Source organism: Polaromonas sp. P2_G11 (assembly GCF_056403595.1).
Map to the genome: position 1 here is coordinate 75559 of NZ_JBFUFE010000006.1, position 18034 is coordinate 93592.

The window sequence follows — 18034 nt, forward strand, 5'->3', positions numbered from 1 at the left end:
AGGCTTCCAGCCCATACGTGAAAAGCGCGAGCAGCTATTAAATCAATAGCGGCCCGAAATTCAACTTTCTTCAGCCTGCACCAGCAACGCTGCTTGCGCCGGCAGCTCGGCCAGCAGCACCACCTGTCCTGGCGTGATCACCAGGTCGGGCTTGAAGCTGTCTTCTGCGGCAAGCCCTGCGCGTTGCCACCGAAGCTTCACCACGCGCTCCTGCAGGCGCAGCGTGATTTCAAACGAGGGCCAGTGCCCCGGCACGCGGGGCGACAGCGACAGCGCGCCTTGCTGCACCTTGAGGCCCAGAATGTTTTCCAGCGCCGCGCGGTGCAGCCACGCAGCCGAGCCGGTGTACCAGCTCCAGCCGCCGCGGCCTACATAGGGGGCCGCGCCATAGATGTCACCCGCCATCACATAAGGCTCCAGCTCATAGGCGGGGCCACGAGCGGGATGCTCGCTGCGGTGGGCCGGGCTCAGTGCCTTGAAGCTTTCCCAGGCGGATTCGGTGTCGCCGGTGATGGCTTGCGCCATCATGGCCCAGACGGCGGCATGCGAGTACTGACCGCCGTTTTCACGCACGCCTGGCGGGTAGGCCTGGATGTAGCCCGGGTTGTTGTCCGACTTTTCCAGCGGTGGCGCCAGCAGGCGCAGCAGGCCCGCTTCGTTGTCCACCAGCTGTTCATTCATGGCCTGCATGGCCGGGCCGATGAAGGCCTCGGTGGAGGCGCCGGAAAGGACCGACCAGGCTTGTGCAATCAGGTCGATGCGGCATTCATCATTGGTGGAGGAGCCGAGCGGTGCGCCGTTGTCAAAGAACGCCCGGCGGAACCAGGCACCGTCCCAGCCCGCGTCGTGCAGGGCGGCAACCCAGCCGGAGCGGGCCTGGCGCCAGCGTTGCGCGCGGCCGTCGTCGCCGCGCGATGCGGCCAGGGGCAGAAAGTCATTGACCACGCGGCATAAAAACCAGCCCAGCCAGACAGACTCGCCGCGGCCTTCGTGGCCCACGCGGTTCATGCCGTCGTTCCAGTCACCCGTGCCCATGAGCGGAAGGCCGTGTGCGCCGATGGCCAGGCTGCGGTCCAGGGTACGGGCGCAGTGTTCGAACACCGTGGCGGTTTGTCCGCTGGTTTGCGGCGCGTAATACGCGTCTTCCGCACCTTCGGGAATCGACGGTCCGTCGATGAAGGCAACCTCTTCATCCAGGATGCTGGTGTCGCCTGTGACCTGGACATACCAGGCGCAGGCATAGGGCAGCCACAGCAAGTCGTCCGAAAAATGGGTGCGCACGCCTTCACCGCCGGGCGCGTGCCACCAGTGCTGGACGTCCCCCTCGGGGAATTGGCGCGAGGCGTTCAGCATGATTTGCGCACGCAGGCGGCCCGGTTCAATGACGGCGAAGGCCATGGCGTCCTGCAACTGGTCCCGAAAGCCGAATGCGCCGCCGGCCTGGTAGAAACCGGCCTTGGACCACAGGCGCGACACCAGTGTCTGGTAGAGCAGCCAGCGGTTGACCAGGGCGTCAAACAGCGGATCGGGCGTCTGCACCTGGACTTTGCCCAGCAACCCGGACCAATAAGCCTTGACCTGTTCAAGCGCCTGCGCCGCATCTTTGCCTTGCCAGCTGCGTGCCAGTTGCAGCGCCTGCGTGGCGTCCCCGGCATGGCCGAGGAGGAAGGTGAACGCAAGAGTCTGGCCGGGAGGCAGGGAGAACTCGCCTGCCAGTGCAGAACAGGGGTCCGCACCGCCGGCAGCATTCTGGCCCAGGGCGGAAGGAAGCACCAGCCGGCCTGTTGCGTCGAAAAATTCGCTTCGGTCGCAGGTCCACTCGGGTGTGCCGGGCAAACCGGTCAGCGACAGGAACGCCGTGCTGCCGCCGAAGCCCGCCCGGCTTTCACGCTGCTGCGCAAACACGGCTGTCAGCAGGCTGTCTTTGTCTTTCCACGCATGGATGGTGCGGCGTTCGTGGCGTGCAGCGCCCATCTGCCATTCGACCATGGCCAGGGCGCGCAACTTGCGCGTGGCGCTGCCCTGGTTATGAAGCGTGACCTGCACCAGTTTGACCGGATCAGTCTGATCCACAAAAAAAGTGGTTTCCGCATGAAGCGCACCGTGCTGGCATTCGAAGACGGTGTAACCCTGGCCGTGACGCACACGGCAGGCAGGCGCCGGGCCGTGTTGTGCCGACGGGCTTAGTGCCAGCACTTGCTGTGTGTCCACGTCCTGCAGCAGATAGTGCTCGAAGGTGGGATCCGCCACCGGGTCGTTGGACCAGGGCGTGACCTGGTGCAGCCGGCTGTTGACTGCCCATGTGTAGCCGGCGCCGGTCTCCGACACCTGAAAGCCGAAAGAGGGATTCGCGATCACGTTGATCCATGGTCGGGGCGGACGATGCAGGCTGTCAACGTCAAACCGGAACTCGCCGGTGCCGGCATCGAAGTGTCCCCGGGGTGTTTGCAGTGCTCCTGGCTGCCCGGTGGCGCTGGCAGAACCGGAGGAGAGTGCCGGCAGCGGACGGGTGGCGGGGCCCGCACGGCGCTGGGCGTTGGCCGTGTTGCGCAGCGCTGCGGCCTGTTGTTCAAGCGGCCTGCCGTCTGCCACAAGAATGACGCGTGCCAACCCCGTCAGTGCGGCTTTTTCCGAGGGCACGATTTCCTGGTCGCGCAGCAGGTAAAAGCCACCGGCGTCGCTGCGCGGAAAGCTATTTTCCGTTTGTTGCAGTGTGCGGTCGCGCAGCGCCAGGATGTCGCGTTGCAAGGGCATCAGGTAGGAGTTGACTTCGCTGTTGAGGATGACCACGTCGGTACCCAGCCCGCAGAAACTCCACCAGGGCTGGGCCCGCAGCAATGAATGCACCAGCGCCATCCCGTTGCTGGAGTGGATGAGCACCAGTACGATGGGTTTGTCTCCCGAGATGCCGAAACGCCAGAGCTGGCGCTGGTCCAGCAGGCCGCGTTCCGCCATCGGCCGGGCACAGCTGTACATCAGTGCGGTGTTGAGGTCCTGCAACGCCGCGTTTTCCTCGGGGTCGACCCCGAGGTCGCGCAGGCGCACCTGGGCCAGCGTGGCGGCCATGCGGGTAGCGCGCTCCACGTGCATGGGCTGCAGGTATTTGTCGATGCGTGCCGCGAGTTCGTCGCTGCTGGACGCGGCGGCTGTGGCAAAGCTGAGCCGGGCCACGCCGCCCGCCGGAATGCGGATGCGAAGACGCAGGCCCGCAACCGGGTCCAGCCCGTTGATGGGTGAGCCGTCCTGGCCGTGCGCCTCTGCCCGCAGTGCCGGGTGGCCGGGCTCGCGGTTACGGCCCAGAAAGGCGCGGCGGTCCGAGATGAAATCGATGGCGCGGACGTTGGCTTCTGAATTGGCGAGGAAATGTGCGACCGCCATGACAGGATCGCCCTGCAGCCGGGGTTTGCGTGACAGCAGCAGGGCGCGCCATTCGGGATGCCAGCGTGTCTGGACAAACAGGTTCGAAAATGCCGGATGGGCCTCGTCGGCGCGCGGGTCGGTCAATACCGCTTCAAAGCATGAAATCACGTCGAGCGTCATCTCCGTGGCCGACAGGTTGCGCAGCGTGACGTTGCGCATTTCAGTGTCGTCCTCGGGGCTGACCAGCACGCTGGTGCTTGCCTCCAGCTGATCGGAATTCACGTCAAATTGCACGCGGTCCGGCAGGTAGGTGGCCTTGTATTGCCAGCCGGGATGCGGCGCCGGATGTTGCGTCAGGGACCAGGCCTGCTCCTGGCCGGACGGACGCAGGTAGATGAAGGTACCGCAGGCATCGCGAAGCAGGTCATCGCGCCAGCGGGTGATGTTGTAGGTCTTGCCTGCGGTGCGCCAGCGGCTGACACCGGCCCCATTGGCGCGCAGGGCGACGCTGTAACGCCCATTGGACAGCAGCTGTGTAGGTTGCCAGCCGGGCATGGCCGGGTCGATCTCACGCGAATGGTACAGCCGTGCTTCGGCCAGCTCCGCGGGTTCGGGCAATGCGCGCGGGTCTGCGCTTTCGATGATCTGGCGCGGCGTCTTTTCATGCAGCAGCGATTCGAAAGCCTGCACCAGCGGCGCCGAAGCGAACCAGCGGCGCGGCGCTTCGTTGCACAGCACATTGCACAGTGCCACCAGCGACATGCCCTGGTGGTGCGCCATGTAGGTGTTGACCAGGCTCATCGCCTGGGCGCCCGGTTGCCTGGCGACGGTGAAATCCAGCGCGTCGGCAAAACCGTATTCGCCGCGCGCACCCCATTGCTCAAGCTGGCGCAGGTTAGCCACCGCCTCCTGCGGCGTGAACTGGGATGCCATGATGCTGGCATAGGGCGCCACGACGCGGTCGGCCGGCGGGGTCCGTCGAAGGGCCAGCCGCGGCACGCCAAACGGCGAATACTGGTAGGCCAGCGTATGGTCCTGCCCAAAGTAGGCCGACTCCGAAACGCCCCATGGCAGGCCCTGTGCCTGGCCCCAGGCCTGCTGCTCCTTGACGGCCGCAAGGCCGGACACATGCAGCAGGCCCTCGTCGGGCTCGCTCATGACCAGCGAAGGCATCAGGTATTCAAACATCGAGCCCGACCAGGACTTCAGGCCGGGCGTTACGCCCACCGTCAGGAAGGCGCGGCCCAACGCCAGCCAGTGGCGCCGCGGCACATCACCTTTGGCAATCGCCAGGAAGCTGGTCAGGCGCGCCTCCGAGGCGATCAGGTCGTAATAGCTGGCGTCAAGTGCCTGCTCGTGCACACGCAGCCCGATATGAAACAGGTGGCGCTTGGGGCTGTAAAGGCCGCCGAAATCCATCGCCATACAAAGCTTTTCACAGCGGGCACCCAATTCCAGGAGCTCGGCGGATTCGCCTGGCAAGGTTTCCTGGTGCGCCGCCAGCTGGCGAACACACTGCGCGACGGCCAGCAGGTGGCCGGCCAGGTTACCGCTGTCTACGGTGGAAACATAGGCCGGAGGCAGCACCTGCAGCGACCGGGTTTCATACCAGTTAAGCAGGTGGCCCTGGTGCTTGGGCAGGGCTTCGACCGTGCCCAGCGTGGCGCCCAGCCGCGCGATCAGCTCGGCGGCGGATATCCAGTTGAACTCGCGCGCGCAGGCTGCAGCCATCAGGTACAGGCCGATGTTGGTCGGCGAGGTGCGGTGTGCGATCGTCGGTTCCGGCTCCATTTGCAGGTTGTCCGGCGGCAGGTGGTGGTCTTCGGGGCCGACGCAGCGTTCAAAGAAGCGCCAGGTCTGGGCCGCCAGCTTCATCAGGTAGGCGCGGTCAGTGGCGCTGAGTGACAGATATGGCGCGCGAACAGCCGGCTTGCTGCCCCACCAGGCCACTGCGGGCGCCAGCGCCCACAGCAGGAAAAGCACCGGACCGATCAGGGGGTGCGGCCCCCAGCACGCGGCTGTGCCCAGCGCGAGGCATAACGCGGACACCGGGGCATGGTTGCGGACAAAAGCGCCCAGCGTGTACTGGGCGGAAGCCTGCGCCTGGGCGGCGGTGGTCCACTGCAGCAGATGGCGGCGGCTGATGGCCATGCGCCAGAGGGCCCGTGTGATGGCGTCGAACGACAGGGCGGCCAGGGCGGGCAGCTGGCTCAATTGCCAAAGCGCCTGGGCCATGCTGCGCGCCACATCGCGCATGCCGACGTCAAAGAAGTGCCCCCAGGCGATGCCTCGCCGCGTTGGAACCAGCCCTGCCAGCGCACCCATCAAGGGGCCGGCCAGGAATGCCAGCACGGTGAAAACCAGTGCCGTCGCCACAGGCAGCGCACCCGTGAATATTGTCCAGGTTAGAAGCGCGAAGCAGGCCGGGGCGATCATCGAGCGGCGCAGGTTATCCGCCATGCGCCACAGGCCCAGGGCATCAATGCCGTAGCGCTTCGCATGCAGCATCAGCGGCAGCAATTGCCAGTCGCCGCGCGTCCAGCGGTGCACACGTGATGCGGCCACGCCTGCGTGATGAGGATGGTCTTCCATCAGCACGACATCGCCTGCGTAGCCGCAGCGGGCAATGCTGCCTTCCAGCAGGTCGTGGCTCAGGATGGCGCCGTCGGGCATGCGGCTGTCCAGCACGGCATGCACGGCCTCGACATGCAGCAGGCCCTTGCCGATGAAGTTGCCCATGCCGAACACGTCCTGGTACAGGTCGGAGGTGCCGTTGCTGTAAGGATCCAGGCCGCGCTGGCCTGCAAACATCGCATGGAAAGGTGAACGCTCGTGATGGGCCGACAGGGGCATGGCCACGCGGGGCTGCAGGATGCCGTAGCCGGCGGTCACGCGCCGCGTCTCGCGATTGACGTGCGGCGTGTTCAGCGGGTGCGCAGCGATGGCCACCAGTTCGCGCAGGGAACCCGCCGGCAGGCTGGTGTCGCTGTCAAGCGTCAGCACGTAGCGTATGCCCGGTGCCAGCTGCATGTTGACGTCCACAGGGATAAATGGCGATGACGAGTGTCCGGCCAGTTGCCGCAACAGCATTTCGATCTTGCCCCGCTTGCGTTCCGCTCCGATCCAGCGGCGCTCCGTCGCGGACCAGCTGCGCGGGCGATGCAGCAGTAAAAACCTTGCCGGTGAGGCTGGGCTCGCCGGCGGGCAGGCTGCGTTGAGCGCGCGCAGTTTGACAAGGACGTCCTCGAGCAGCTCTGCATCGCCGGCCATGCTCTCGGCGTCGGCGTCGCCCCAGTCTGTCAGCAAGGCAAACTGCGCATGGGTTTCGCGGCTGGCCAGCCAGTGCAGCTGCAGGCGGTGCACCAGTTCGCTGTTGGCGCAAGCTGAAGAAAGCATCGAAGGGATCACCACCAGCACGCGGTGTTCAGCCGGGATGCCCGTGCTGAAGTCGAGACGGGCCAGGGGTTGTATGCGTGTGGATTCAGCGATCAGCCGGTGGATCAGCGCAGCGACCACTTCCGACGCGGGCCAGGCCATCAGCACCAGGGCTACCCACGCCGTCCAGGACAGCATGGCGAGCGGGTGCGCAGCCCAACTGAGCAACGCAGCGGTTCCGGCAATCCATGCGGCTGCGTAGAGCGGCAGGCGCCAGCCACGCGGTGTTTCAGGGGCCGGCGATGGTTTGTGGGGACCCGCCGCGGGCTGCAATGCTGCTTCCAGCAGGGGGCGGCCCGGTCCTATCAGGTAGTAGCCGGCAGTGTGGGCCGCCAGGGCGTTGTTGGGCTGGTGCGCGGCAGCCAGCACCGCTTCGGCGACGGCGCGCTCGGATTTACCGGTTTGCTGCGCCAGTCGCTCCATGGCGCGCGTGATCTGTTGGCGCGTCATCTCGCTTTCGCGGGAAAAGCTCGGCAGCCGGCGCAAGACCTGCAGGGAATGGCTGACCGGCTCGATCAGCTCCACCCACTCCACCTGGCCTATGAGCCGCAGGGTGGTGATGATGTTGCTGACGGTCAGGTTGGCGGCGACCTGGGTGGTTTGCCCTTCGCCGATCATGCCTAAGGCATCGCCGCAATGCTTTTCCGTCCAGCGGACGAGGGGTGGAGCCGAAGGCGAGTCCGGCTCTTCACGTTCGGCAGGCATGCGCTGCCAGAGCTGCGTGAGATAGCTGCGTTCAAGGCCATGGGCCTGCATCAGGCCATACAGCTCGTCGAGATCCTGCAGGCTCAGTACGCCGGCCTTGTCCCAGGTGGCATGCGCCACTTCGCGGGCCACCTTGTTCCAGGCGATGCGGTCGGCCATACGGCGCAGGTTTTCCAGCAGGACCACGCGCAGCGTGGTCGGCAAGGCCCAGAGTTCGCCGAGATTGAGTTCACTGACCTCCTGGTAGGCATGCAGGAAGGCCGTGAAGAGCTCCGGGTCCAGCACGCTGTCGGTGTGCGCTACATAGGCCCAGGCAATACCGTATACCCGGGGAAGGCCCTCCAGCGGCTTGCTCGCCAGCTTGGGCAGATCCGCGTAGTAGCGCAGGGGGACGCCATCCTGGATCTGTTGCAGCTGGGCTTCGACAAGGTGGAAATTGTCGAGCAGCCATTCGGCGGCCGGCGTTACGTAGTGGCCTGTCAGCGAAGTCAGGGCAATGTAGTCGTAGGCAAGACGGATGGCGGCGATGTTTTCCTGCACGCGCGGGAAAAAAGGCGGACCGTGATCAGGGCTGCCGGCAGGCCTGACGGGCTGGGCTGCGGCCAGACTGCGGCCGTGCTCCTCAAAGCGTTGTGCACCGAAAAGTTCGGCGCGGATGGGCTGCTCTGCGCCGCCCTGGCGGGAGGCGAGCAGTTGCCGGGCGTAGGCGCTTAGGGTGTCCAGCCGCTCGATGACCGCGGTGGTCACGCGCTCAGGCTACGGCTAACAGGCCAAGAAAAATAGCCAGTATGGCCGCGACTGTGATGATGCGCGGTGAGGCCAGGGAGTGCGCGGACTGAAGCCCGGACTGGAGCGTAAAAAACCGGCTGCGCGAATGCGCGCACTGATCCATGTGTGACGCCAGATCGGCGGCGTCGGTGGAAACAAAATCGTTTTGAATGGCGGACGGTGAGTCGGCCATGATCTCCAGGGTAGTCATGATTTTGCGCTCCGGGGGTAAGCTGGTTTGGGCAACGCGTGGCGAAATACCCGCATTGCTCCGTGTCTGACACCATGCTACGCACCGGCCCCTCGCGGGGCCATCAGAAGACGCTGGAGTTTGTCTAGGACAAGGCCTACAGTATGCGCCCCTGGCAATACCCCTACGGCGGGAAACCTCTCACGCGCTGCATGGCTGCCTGTTGTTCACTGCCGTTCAGCCTGTGTTGCGCAGGCCCGCGGCAATCCCGTTGATGGAGATGTGAATGCCGGTTTGCACCCGCTGGTCGGCCTGGCCGGCGCGGTAGCGCCGCACCAGCTCCACCTGGAGGTGGTGCAGGGGGTCGATATACGGAAAACGGTGGCGGATGGAGCGCTGCAGGGCCGCGTTGCCCGCCAGCCGCTGCTTTTCCCCTGTGATCAGCGTCAGCGCCTCGGCCGTACGATGCCATTCGGACTCAATCGCACTGAAGATTTTTTTGCGCAGGCGCGCATCGCCCACCAGCTCCGAATAACGTGAGGCCAACGCCAGGTCGCTCTTGGCCAGCACCATGTCCATGTTGCTGAGCAGGGTGCGGAAAAACGGCCACTGCTTGTACATTTTTTGCAGCAATGCCAACGCTTCCCTGCGGCTGGCGGGCGTACCGCCCTGCTGGAGGAATTGCTCGATGGCCGAGCCGAAGCCGTACCAGCCGGGCAGGGTCAGGCGGCACTGGCCCCAGCTGAAACCCCAGGGAATCGCACGCAGGTCTTCAATTTTCTGCGAAGCTTTGCGTGACGCCGGGCGGGATCCGATGTTGAGTTCCGCAATCTCGCGGATTGGCGTGGAGCCAAAGAAGTATTCAGTGAACCCGGGGGTTTCGTAAACCAGGTTGCGGTAGGCCGCCATGCTGGCCTGTGACAACTCGGCGGCGGCTTGCAAAAAGGCCTTGGTAGCGGGCTTGGTCGGCTGCAGCAGTGTGGCCTCCAGCGTGGCGGCCACCAGCGTTTCCAGGTTGCGCCGGCCGATTTCCGGATTGGCGTATTTGGAGCCGATCACTTCGCCTTGCTCGGTCAAACGGATCTGGCCACGCACCGTGCCGGGCGGCTGCGCCAGGATGGCCTGGTAGCTCGGACCGCCACCGCGGCCGACCGTGCCGCCGCGGCCATGGAACATCCGCAACTGGATGTTGTGCGAGTTGGCCAGTTCGTCGAACAGCTCGACCAGCGCGATCTCGGCGCGGTACAACTCCCAGTTGCTGGTGAAGATGCCGCCATCCTTGTTGCTGTCGGAATAACCCAGCATGATGTCCTGCTCGGCACCGCTGCGCTTGACCAGCTGGGCGATGCCGGGCAGGGCATAGAACTCGCGCATGATGGGCGCGGCATTGCGCAGGTCTTCGATGGTTTCGAACAGCGGCACGACGATCAGGTCGTTGGTGGCGTGGCTGTCGAGCGTGGCGTGCATGAGGCCGACTTCTTTTTGCAGCAGCAGCACCTCGAGCAGATCGCTCACGGTCTCGGTATGGCTGATGATGTAGTGGCGGATGGCTTCCTTTCCGAAGCGGGCGCGCGCCGTGCGGGCCGCCTCAAAAATCGCCAGTTCACCGCGGGCGTGGGCTGAATATGCGGTGCCGACCACGCGCAGCGGCCGTGCATCGTTGAGCAGGCCCATCAGCAGCGCGCGTTTGGCCGCTTCGTCCAGCTTGCCGTAATTCGCCTCGATGCGTGCAACGGCCAGCAGTTCGGCCACCACTTCTTCGTGCTTGTCGGAACTCTGGCGCAGGTCGACCGTGGCCAGGTGAAAGCCGAACACTTCGACCGCGCGGATCAGCGGGTGCAGGCGCTGAGCGATCAGTGCTTCGCCGTGATGGGCCTTGAGGGAGTCTTCGATGGTGCGCAGGTCGGCCAGGAAGTCTTCCGACTTGAGGTAGGCGTTTTGCGGCGCCACGGCATGGCGCGCGGCATCGCCGCCGGTCAGGTCCTTGAGTGTGGCGGCCAGGCGTGCGTAGACGCCGGTGAGGGCGCGGCGGTAGGGCTCGTCCTTGCGGTGTTCACTGGTATCGGGTGAGCTTTCGGCGAGCAGCCGCATCGCGGGGCTGAACTCGACCAGCATGGCTGACAGCGAGAGCTCGCCGCCCAGGAAATGCACCTCGGTCAGGTAGTGGCGCAGCGCCACTTCTGCCTGCCGGCCCAGCGCGTAATTGAGGGTGTCGGCGCTGACGTTGGGATTGCCGTCGCGGTCGCCGCCTATCCATTGGCCCATGCGCAGAAAACTGTGCACCGGCTGGTTGCCCAGCTCGCGTTCCAGGTTGGCGTAAAGCTTGGGAATTTCCCGCAGGAAAGTGGCTTCGTAGTAGCTCAGCGCATTTTCGATTTCATCGGCGACGGTGAGTTTGGAAAAACGCAGCAGTCGGGTTTGCCACAGCTGCATGACGCGGGCGCGAAGCTGCGCTTCATTGGCGGTCAGCTCGCGCGGTGTCAGCGCATCCTTGGCGGCGTTGACAGCTTGCGCCAACGCCTTGATGTCGTCCCGCGCCGTCAGCAGCAGGGCGATGTCGCGCTCGGCGTCCAGGATGCTTTTGCGCTGCACTTCGGTCGGGTGGGCGGTCAGCACCGGCGAGACAAAGCTGTGCGCCAGGGTGGTGGAAATGGTTTTGGTCGAGATGCCGGCCCAGCGCAGTCGGGCCAGCGCTACGTCGATGCTGCCTTCCTGGGTGTCGCCCGCGCGCTCATGCACTGCGCGGCGGCGGATGTGGTGGCGGTCTTCGGCCAGGTTGGCCAGGTGGCTGAAATAAGTGAAGGCGCGGATCACGCTGACCGTCTGGTCGCCTGACAGGCCCTTGAGCAATTTTTTGAGCGACTTGTCGGCTTCGGGATCGGCGTCGCGCCGGAAGCTGACGGAGAGCTTGCGCACCTGCTCGATCAGTTCGTAGGCGGCAACGCCTTCCTGCTCGCGGATCACGTCGCCCAGGATACGGCCCAAAAGGCGGATGTCTTCGACCAGCGGGCGTTCGTTGTCTCTGGAACGACTGAACGTTTTGGTTGCACCGGCCGCGGCGGCGTCTTTGGCGCCCTCGTTGACGTTTGGTTTAACCCTCTTGGCGCGCGCGGAAGTGACCATCTCTACCCTCTAGTTCTTTAGCCTTGCATGCTAGCATTCACTTCCCCCCAAGTATTACAAGCAGGTTACGAGTGTCCGCAGCGTTTGAATCCAGACCGAATGATATGAAAAAAGTGGTCATCGCCACCCGCGAAAGCCGCCTGGCGATGTGGCAGGCCGAGCATGTGAAGGCGCTGCTGGAGTCGCGCCTGGGCTGGCAGGTGGAACTGCTGGGCATGACCACACAGGGCGACCAGATACTGGACCGCTCGCTGAGCAAGGTCGGCGGCAAGGGCCTGTTCGTCAAGGAACTCGAAGTGGCGCTCAGCGAAGGGCGGGCCGACCTGGCGGTGCATTCGCTGAAAGATGTGCCCATGGACCTGCCCGAAGGTTTTGCGCTGGCCTGTGTGCTGGAGCGGGAAGACCCGCGCGATGCTTTTGTCTCAAATCAATTTGCCACACTCGCGGATCTGCCGCAGGGCGCCGTGGTGGGCACTTCCAGCCTGCGCCGGCTGGTGCTGCTCAAGGCCATGCGTCCCGACCTGGTCGTACAGCCGCTACGCGGCAACCTCGACACGCGCCTGCGCAAGCTCGACGAAGGCCAGTACCAGGCCATCGTGCTGGCGGCTGCGGGCCTGAAGCGCCTGGGTCTGGAGTCACGCATCCGCAGCGCATTCGAGCCCGAAGACATGTTGCCGGCCGCAGGCCAGGGCGCCCTGGGCATTGAAGTGTGCGCCGACCGCGCCGACCTGATGGCCGCGCTTGCCACGCTGGCGCACCAGCCGACCTGGCTGGCGGTAACGGCCGAGCGCACGGTGTCGCGCGCCATGGGCGGCAGTTGTTCCATGCCGCTGGCGGCCTTTACGCAGGGTGCTGCTAACGGGGACGCAATGCAACTCAATGCCGCCTGGGGCGACCCGGCCAGCGCCGAGGCGCCATCCGCCATTGCGGGCCCACTGGCGCCGCTGGTACAGGTCAACCAGACCGCCGTGGTGCGCAGTTTTGCCGAGGCCGAGGCCCTGGGCGAGGCCGTGGCGGCACAGTTGCGCGCCGGCGGCGCCGTGTGGGCCGGCAAAGCCCCGGGCGCCTGATGCTACAGGCGCCGGTGCCTCCGGGTGGCACTATGACCCGCGTCATCGTGACGCGGCCCGAGCAGGATGCGCAGCACTGGGTGCAGCAGCTGCAGCAGGGGGGCTTTGCCGCCGAGGCCCTGCCGCTGATTGATATCGCCCCCGCTCTGGATACGGCCGCGCTGGAGGGCGTCTGGCAAACACTGGGCCAATACGCCGCCTGCATGTTTGTCAGCGGCAATGCGGTGGAGTACTTTTTCAAACAAAAAATGGCTGCAGCCCATACGGGACAAGCGCAAGTAGCTATCAATAGCATAGCGAATGCCGATACAACGCTGCCGGCTGCGCTGCGTTTTCTGGCGCCCGGGCCGGGCACTGTGACGGCTTTGGTAGCCGCCGGGGTTCCTGCCGGGCAGATCGATGCGCCGCCGGCCGATGCGGCCCAGTTTGATTCGGAAGCCCTGTGGGCCGTGATAGGCGAGCGCGACTGGCAGGGCAAGCGCGTGTTGGTGGTGCGGGGGGAGGGTGCTGCCTCGTCTGGGGCCACGGCATCTTCCGGCCGCGACTGGATCGCCCGCCAGTGGGAGGCTGCTGGTGCGCAGGTGGATTTTGTGGGGGTTTACCGGCGCCTTGCGTCTGTGCTCGACGAAACGCAACTTCAGCGCGCGCGCGCGGCCACCGTGGATGGGTCTGTATGGCTCTTCAGCAGCTCTGAAGCCGTGGCCAACCTGACGGCCTTGCCTGCGCTGGCCGGGGTAGACTGGCGCCGCGCCCGCGCGGTGGCCACGCATCCGCGGATTGAGGAAGCCGTGCGTGCTGCCGGTTGGGGTGTTGTTGTGGCGTCACGTCCTGCCCTGAAGGACATCAGGGACACACTTGCCTCGATAGAATCTCTTTATCCATGAGTGACAGCCCTAACGCCCAGCCTCCATCCTCCACGCCAGACAACGAGCCGGTGCTGGAACGCGCGCTGGTGCCGCTTCCCCCGCAACCCGTTTCGCCCGACGTCTGGGTGGTGCCGCGCAAATGGGCGTTTCTGGTTGCCGCGCTGGCGGCTGCGGGAATGCTGGTAAGCGGCTTGTTGTGGCAAAAACTCGGCAATATCCAGGAAGAGCTGGCCCGCCGCAGCATTGATTCCGGCGCGCAGGCCATTGAAGCGCGCACACTGGCGCGCCAGGCCCAGGAAGGTACGCGCGAACTTTCCGCACGGCTGGCCATCCAGGAAACCCGCATCAGCGAAGTCAGCCTGCAGCGCACCCAGCTGGAGGAGCTCATGCAGAGCCTGTCGCGCTCGCGCGATGAGAATCTGGTGGTTGATGTGGAGTCGGCCCTGCGCCTGGCCCAGCAGCAGGCCCAGCTCACCGGCAGCGCCGAACCGCTACTGGCCGCACTCAAGTCGGCCGACCAGCGCCTGTCGCGCGCCGCGCAGCCGCGCCTGAACCCGCTGCAACGCGCCATTGCCAAAGACATGGACCGCATCAAGGCCGCAACGCTGACCGACGTGCCGGTTCTCATGCTCAAGCTCGACGAACTGGTCCGCATGGCAGACGACCTGCCGGTGGCCAACGCCATGGTGGCAGCCGGCCAGCGTCCATTGCCCGCGGCGGCCGCGCCGGCTTCCGCGCCGCGCGCTGCTGCGTCGGCGGCATCTTCCGCCAGCAAGCCTTCCATGCTGGGATTCGACAAGCTGGCTCTCGATGCCTGGTCGCAGCGCACGCTGGACAACCTGCGCGAAGAAGCACGCAAGCTGCTGCGCGTGAGCCGCATTGACCAGCCCGAGGCCGCCCTTGTGTCGCCGGAGCAGTCGTTTTTCCTGCGGGAGAACCTCAAGCTGCGCCTGCTCAATGCGCGCCTGGGCCTGTTGTCGCGGCAGACGGATTCGGTGCGCGCCGACCTTGGTAGTGCCAATGCCTGGTTGGGCAAATATTTTGATGCCTCGTCCCGCAAAACGCAGGCCGCAGCGCAGTTGCTGGCCCAGGTCCAGGGCCAGCTGAAAACCAGCGAGCTTCCGCGCCTGGACGAAACCATGGCCGCGCTGGCCACAGCGGCCGCAGGCCGCTGAGCGGGAAAAGGCAGGAACCAGCAATGCGCGCCGCCCTCTGGCTTTTGGCCCTGTTTGGCGTAGCCGTTGCCGTGGCCCTGTTTACGGGCAACAACCAGGCCGTGGTTACCATCTTCTGGCCGCCGCACCGTGTCGATATTTCCTTCAACCTGATGGTGATGCTGCTGGCAGCGCTTTTCCTGGTGCTGTACCTGGCCTTGCGCGCGCTGTCGGCGGTGTTTTCGCTGCCGGCGGAAGCCAGGCGCTGGCGTGCCCAGCAAAAGGAGCGCGCCATGTACGGCGCCCTCATGGATTCTCTGGCGCATCTGCTGGCGGGGCGCTACATCCGCTCGACCAAGTCGGCACAAAATGCGCTTGCGCAGGCAAAGAGCCTGAACCTGCTGACCGACGAATCCGGCCATGTGACAGGCCACAGCACCAGCCGCGGCAGACAGTTGCGTTCGCTGGCCCATCTTCTGGTGGCCGAAGCCGCGCAGGCGCTCCAAAACAAGAGCTTGCGCGACCAGCACCTGCAATTGGCGTTGAAGAGCTCACGCCATGCGCAGGAAGTGCGCGAGGGCGTGCAGTTCCGTGCGGCTCGCTGGGCGCTGGACGACCGTGACGCGGGTGCGGCACTGGATTGGCTGGGCCAGCTTCCGCAGGGGGCATCGCGCCGCACGCTGGCCCTGCGCATGAAGCTGCGTGCCTCGCGGCATGCGCGGCACACGGCGCAAGCGCTGGAAACCGCGCGCCTGCTGGCCAAGCACCGCGCTTTTTCGCAGGCGGCGGCGCAAAGCATTGTGCGCGGCCTGGCCCTGGAGCTGCTGAACGATGCGCACGACCCCGCGCAGCTGCAGCAGGCCTGGTTCTCTCTGGATGACACCGAACGCGCCATGCCCGAGCTGGTGGTGCATGCGGCGTCGCGCCTGATGGCGCTGCACGGTGACCCGGAACTGGCCCGCAGCTGGCTGCTGCAGGTCTGGGACCGCACGATGCAGCCTCGCTCGGAGATCGGCGACAACCTGCGCATCAAGCTGATCAGCGTGCTCGAAACAGGCCTCGATTCGCTGGACGCGGCCTGGCTGGCCCGCATTGAAAACGCACAGCTCAGCCGTCCACGCGATGCCAACCTGCAATACCTGGCGGGCATGGCTTGCCTGAGCCGCCAACTCTGGGGCAAGTCCCGCCAGTTGCTGACGCAGGCGGCGCCGGCGCTTCAGGATGTAACGCTTCACCGCAATGCCTGGCGCGCCCTGGCGCTGCTGGCTGAGCAGCGTGAGGACGAGGCGGGTGCTGCGCAAGCTTACAAGCGCGCCGCGCAGATATAAGACAGGCTCTGAGCGCGCGCCTCGTTCCTGGCGGGCATGCCGCCCGCCGTGGCAGGCTTAGGGCTTGACCACCTGAGCCGCTTTGGCCCGCTGCACATAACCCTGGTAAGCCGGCAAAGCGATGGCGGCGATGATGCCGATGACCACGATGATGGGAAACATCAGGGCGCCGATTTTGACCAGCGTGGTGTTGGGAGGCGGAGGGGCGCCAAAGCGGTTGCTGCCCTCGGTTCCCGAATTGAAAATCCAGACCAATCCCACCAGGGGGATGAAGGCCAGGATCGCCGTCCAGCCGCTCCATCCCATGTCGTGGCTGCGCTGGATAGTCAGCAGGATGAGAAAAAGAAAATAGGGAATCATGACCACGAAACCAACGATGCCCGCTGCGGCGCCGGCGCCGGCAGCGCCTGCCAGCATGCTGAGTCCGAAGACGCCCACCAGCAAAAGCAGGTAACCCACAAAGGTGCGGGCCAGGTACCGCATGCGTCCGACGCGACCCCTGGCAGAGAACCACTTGACGGGTTGTGTATCTCCCTCACGGTCATACACATCAGCGACAGCCGCGCGCGGTGCGGCATAAGGATTCATGGCTTCAGACATTTCTCTTTCCCTCCTGTTGTTGAAAAACGAAGAATAACCGCTGCCGGGCTGAATGCAATGCCCGCTTACAGCAGGCCGGCGCGTTTGACCGCGTGGTAGCGGTTCACCAGCGAGACGGCCAGTTGCGTCGGCTCCACATCCATCGACAGCGGGTCATTGCCGACCACCCGCGCAAAGGCATCGCGCCGCGACTGCCCGAAGAGGTGGGCTGCCGCGACATCCACGGCATCCGCCGGGCTGGACAGCGCCTGGCCGGCGATGCGGCCAAGCACCCGCTCGCGCAGGCTCGCCACCAGGACGAGGTGCTTGCGGCGTAATAGTTTGAGCGCGGGACGCAGCTCAGCCGAATCCTCGTCGCGGAAGTTGGTGAGCACTATCACCAGTGCACGGCGACGTTGTACACGCAGCAGTTCCTGCGCCGCCATGAGATAGTCCGAATGCATGGCGCCGGGCTGGATGTCGTGCAGGCGGTTCATGAGGGCATTGAGTGTGGCGGCGCCTTTGCGGGGCGCAAAGTCACGCCGATGCCCGGGCAAACCGCCGAAAGTCATTGCGCCGACCTCGTCGCCTTCTTTCAGTGCGACATAGCTCAGCAGCATCAGCGCGTTGAGGGCCTCGTCGAAATGGCTGCTGCCGCGCAGCTCTTGCTCCGGGCTGCTTTCATCAGCGCGCATGCGGCGGCCGCAGTCCAGCAGGAAAAACACACACTGGTCGCGGTCGTCCTGGAATTCGCGCACGATGGGCCGCTGGTGGCGCAGTGTGGCCTTCCAGTCGATGTGCCGCAGGGAGTCCCCGGTTTTGTAATCAGCAAGCTGGCGGAAATCAGTGCCCAGCCCGCGCTGGACATAGGTTTTAATGCCGATCTGGGCGAGCCGCCGGTCACCGGAAAGCCAGGCATAGCGGGCCAGTGCGGCAAAGTTGGGATAGACACGCAGCTTCCCGGGCTGGCCTAGCGCCTGCTGCACCTCGAGACAGCCGCCGCGGGTGTGCCAGCGCAGCTGGGTCGTGCCGAAAAGGGCGACGCCGCGCTCTCTCGCGGTCACCGTGTATCGCAACTCGGCGCGCGAAGCCGGTGGCACGGTGACGGCCTGTGGCAGGCCTTCAAAGGTAAACCGCGGATCGACCTCATCGAACACCGTCACTGCCCAGGCCAGGGGGCCGTCATTGACCAGCGCCAGTGTCAGCACCGTTGGCACGCCCAGTGAAAAAGCGCCGGGCAGCGTGCGCTCAATGCGCAGCGGCGCTGTCCTCCACAGGCGCAGGCTGCGCCAGAGATCAAAAATGGCGCCTGCCAGCGCCGCCAGCAAGACGGCGCCGGCCAGTATCGCGACCCGGTCAACCGGCAAACCCCCGAGCAAGGCCAGCGCGACGGCCGCCGTGATGCAAGCCAGCACCCTGACGGTCGTTTTTGCGGGGATCACCAACCAGCGCATGA

At 65.4% G+C, this 18034-nt stretch carries 9 protein-coding genes; 4 read left to right on the plus strand and 5 right to left on the minus strand.

Annotation, left to right across the window (positions count from 1 at the left end; all coding sequences use genetic code 11):
* Positions 1-60 precede the first annotated feature (60 nt).
* The 3 genes from AC1DWQ_RS20465 to ppc all read right to left on the minus strand — a co-directional run bounded on the left by AC1DWQ_RS20465 (position 61) and on the right by ppc (position 11581).
* The gene (locus AC1DWQ_RS20465) at positions 61-8247 is read right to left on the minus strand and encodes a glycoside hydrolase family 94 protein (RefSeq protein ID WP_477671291.1); all 8187 of its coding nucleotides are present in this window, start codon (positions 8245-8247) and stop codon (positions 61-63) included.
* A gap of 4 nt (positions 8248-8251) precedes the next feature.
* On the minus strand, positions 8252-8479 hold the full coding sequence (locus AC1DWQ_RS20470) for a hypothetical protein (protein WP_457279414.1): 228 nt from the start codon (positions 8477-8479) through the stop codon (positions 8252-8254).
* Positions 8480-8695: 216 nt separating this feature from the next.
* Complete coding sequence (gene ppc / locus AC1DWQ_RS20475; protein WP_477671292.1) at positions 8696-11581, minus strand: phosphoenolpyruvate carboxylase; 2886 nt, start codon at positions 11579-11581, stop codon at positions 8696-8698.
* A gap of 104 nt (positions 11582-11685) precedes the next feature.
* Here ppc and hemC point away from each other — a divergent pair, with 104 nt between their 5' ends.
* The 4 genes from hemC to AC1DWQ_RS20495 are packed head-to-tail and all read left to right on the plus strand — an operon-like array spanning position 11686 to position 15999.
* Positions 11686-12651, plus strand: coding sequence for a hydroxymethylbilane synthase (gene hemC, locus AC1DWQ_RS20480; RefSeq protein ID WP_477671293.1), 966 nt, complete (start codon positions 11686-11688; stop codon positions 12649-12651).
* Between the two features lie 32 nt (positions 12652-12683).
* The gene (locus tag AC1DWQ_RS20485; protein ID WP_477671294.1) at positions 12684-13535 is read left to right on the plus strand and encodes a uroporphyrinogen-III synthase; all 852 of its coding nucleotides are present in this window, start codon (positions 12684-12686) and stop codon (positions 13533-13535) included.
* The gene (locus AC1DWQ_RS20490) at positions 13532-14692 is read left to right on the plus strand and encodes a uroporphyrinogen-III C-methyltransferase (RefSeq protein ID WP_477671295.1); all 1161 of its coding nucleotides are present in this window, start codon (positions 13532-13534) and stop codon (positions 14690-14692) included. The genes AC1DWQ_RS20485 and AC1DWQ_RS20490 overlap by 4 nt, the downstream gene beginning before the upstream one ends.
* Before the next feature lie 23 nt (positions 14693-14715).
* A complete protein-coding gene (locus AC1DWQ_RS20495; RefSeq protein WP_477671296.1) occupies positions 14716-15999 on the plus strand; it encodes a heme biosynthesis HemY N-terminal domain-containing protein in 1284 nt (427 codons plus the stop codon).
* A gap of 57 nt (positions 16000-16056) precedes the next feature.
* Here AC1DWQ_RS20495 and AC1DWQ_RS20500 read toward each other — a convergent pair whose 3' ends face one another.
* Together AC1DWQ_RS20500 and AC1DWQ_RS20505 are read right to left on the minus strand one after the other, a co-directional pair.
* Positions 16057-16599 carry a DUF805 domain-containing protein gene (locus AC1DWQ_RS20500; RefSeq protein WP_477671297.1) on the minus strand — a complete coding sequence of 181 codons (543 nt, stop codon included), beginning with the start codon at positions 16597-16599 and terminating at the stop codon, positions 16057-16059.
* Between the two features lie 65 nt (positions 16600-16664).
* Complete coding sequence (locus AC1DWQ_RS20505; RefSeq protein WP_477671298.1) at positions 16665-18032, minus strand: DUF58 domain-containing protein; 1368 nt, start codon at positions 18030-18032, stop codon at positions 16665-16667.
* Positions 18033-18034: the final 2 nt, after the last annotated feature.

Coding starts and splice junctions, on each gene's coding strand:
- ppc (WP_477671292.1), bottom strand. CDS start 11,581: ATGGTCACTTCCGCGCGCGCCAAGAGGGTTAAACCAAACGTCAACGAG.
- AC1DWQ_RS20505 (WP_477671298.1), bottom strand. CDS start 18,032: ATGCGCTGGTTGGTGATCCCCGCAAAAACGACCGTCAGGGTGCTGGCT.
- AC1DWQ_RS20485 (WP_477671294.1), top strand. CDS start 12,684: ATGACCCGCGTCATCGTGACGCGGCCCGAGCAGGATGCGCAGCACTGG.
- AC1DWQ_RS20495 (WP_477671296.1), top strand. CDS start 14,716: ATGCGCGCCGCCCTCTGGCTTTTGGCCCTGTTTGGCGTAGCCGTTGCC.
- hemC (WP_477671293.1), top strand. CDS start 11,686: ATGAAAAAAGTGGTCATCGCCACCCGCGAAAGCCGCCTGGCGATGTGG.
- AC1DWQ_RS20470 (WP_457279414.1), bottom strand. CDS start 8,479: ATGACTACCCTGGAGATCATGGCCGACTCACCGTCCGCCATTCAAAAC.
- AC1DWQ_RS20490 (WP_477671295.1), top strand. CDS start 13,532: ATGAGTGACAGCCCTAACGCCCAGCCTCCATCCTCCACGCCAGACAAC.
- AC1DWQ_RS20500 (WP_477671297.1), bottom strand. CDS start 16,599: ATGTCTGAAGCCATGAATCCTTATGCCGCACCGCGCGCGGCTGTCGCT.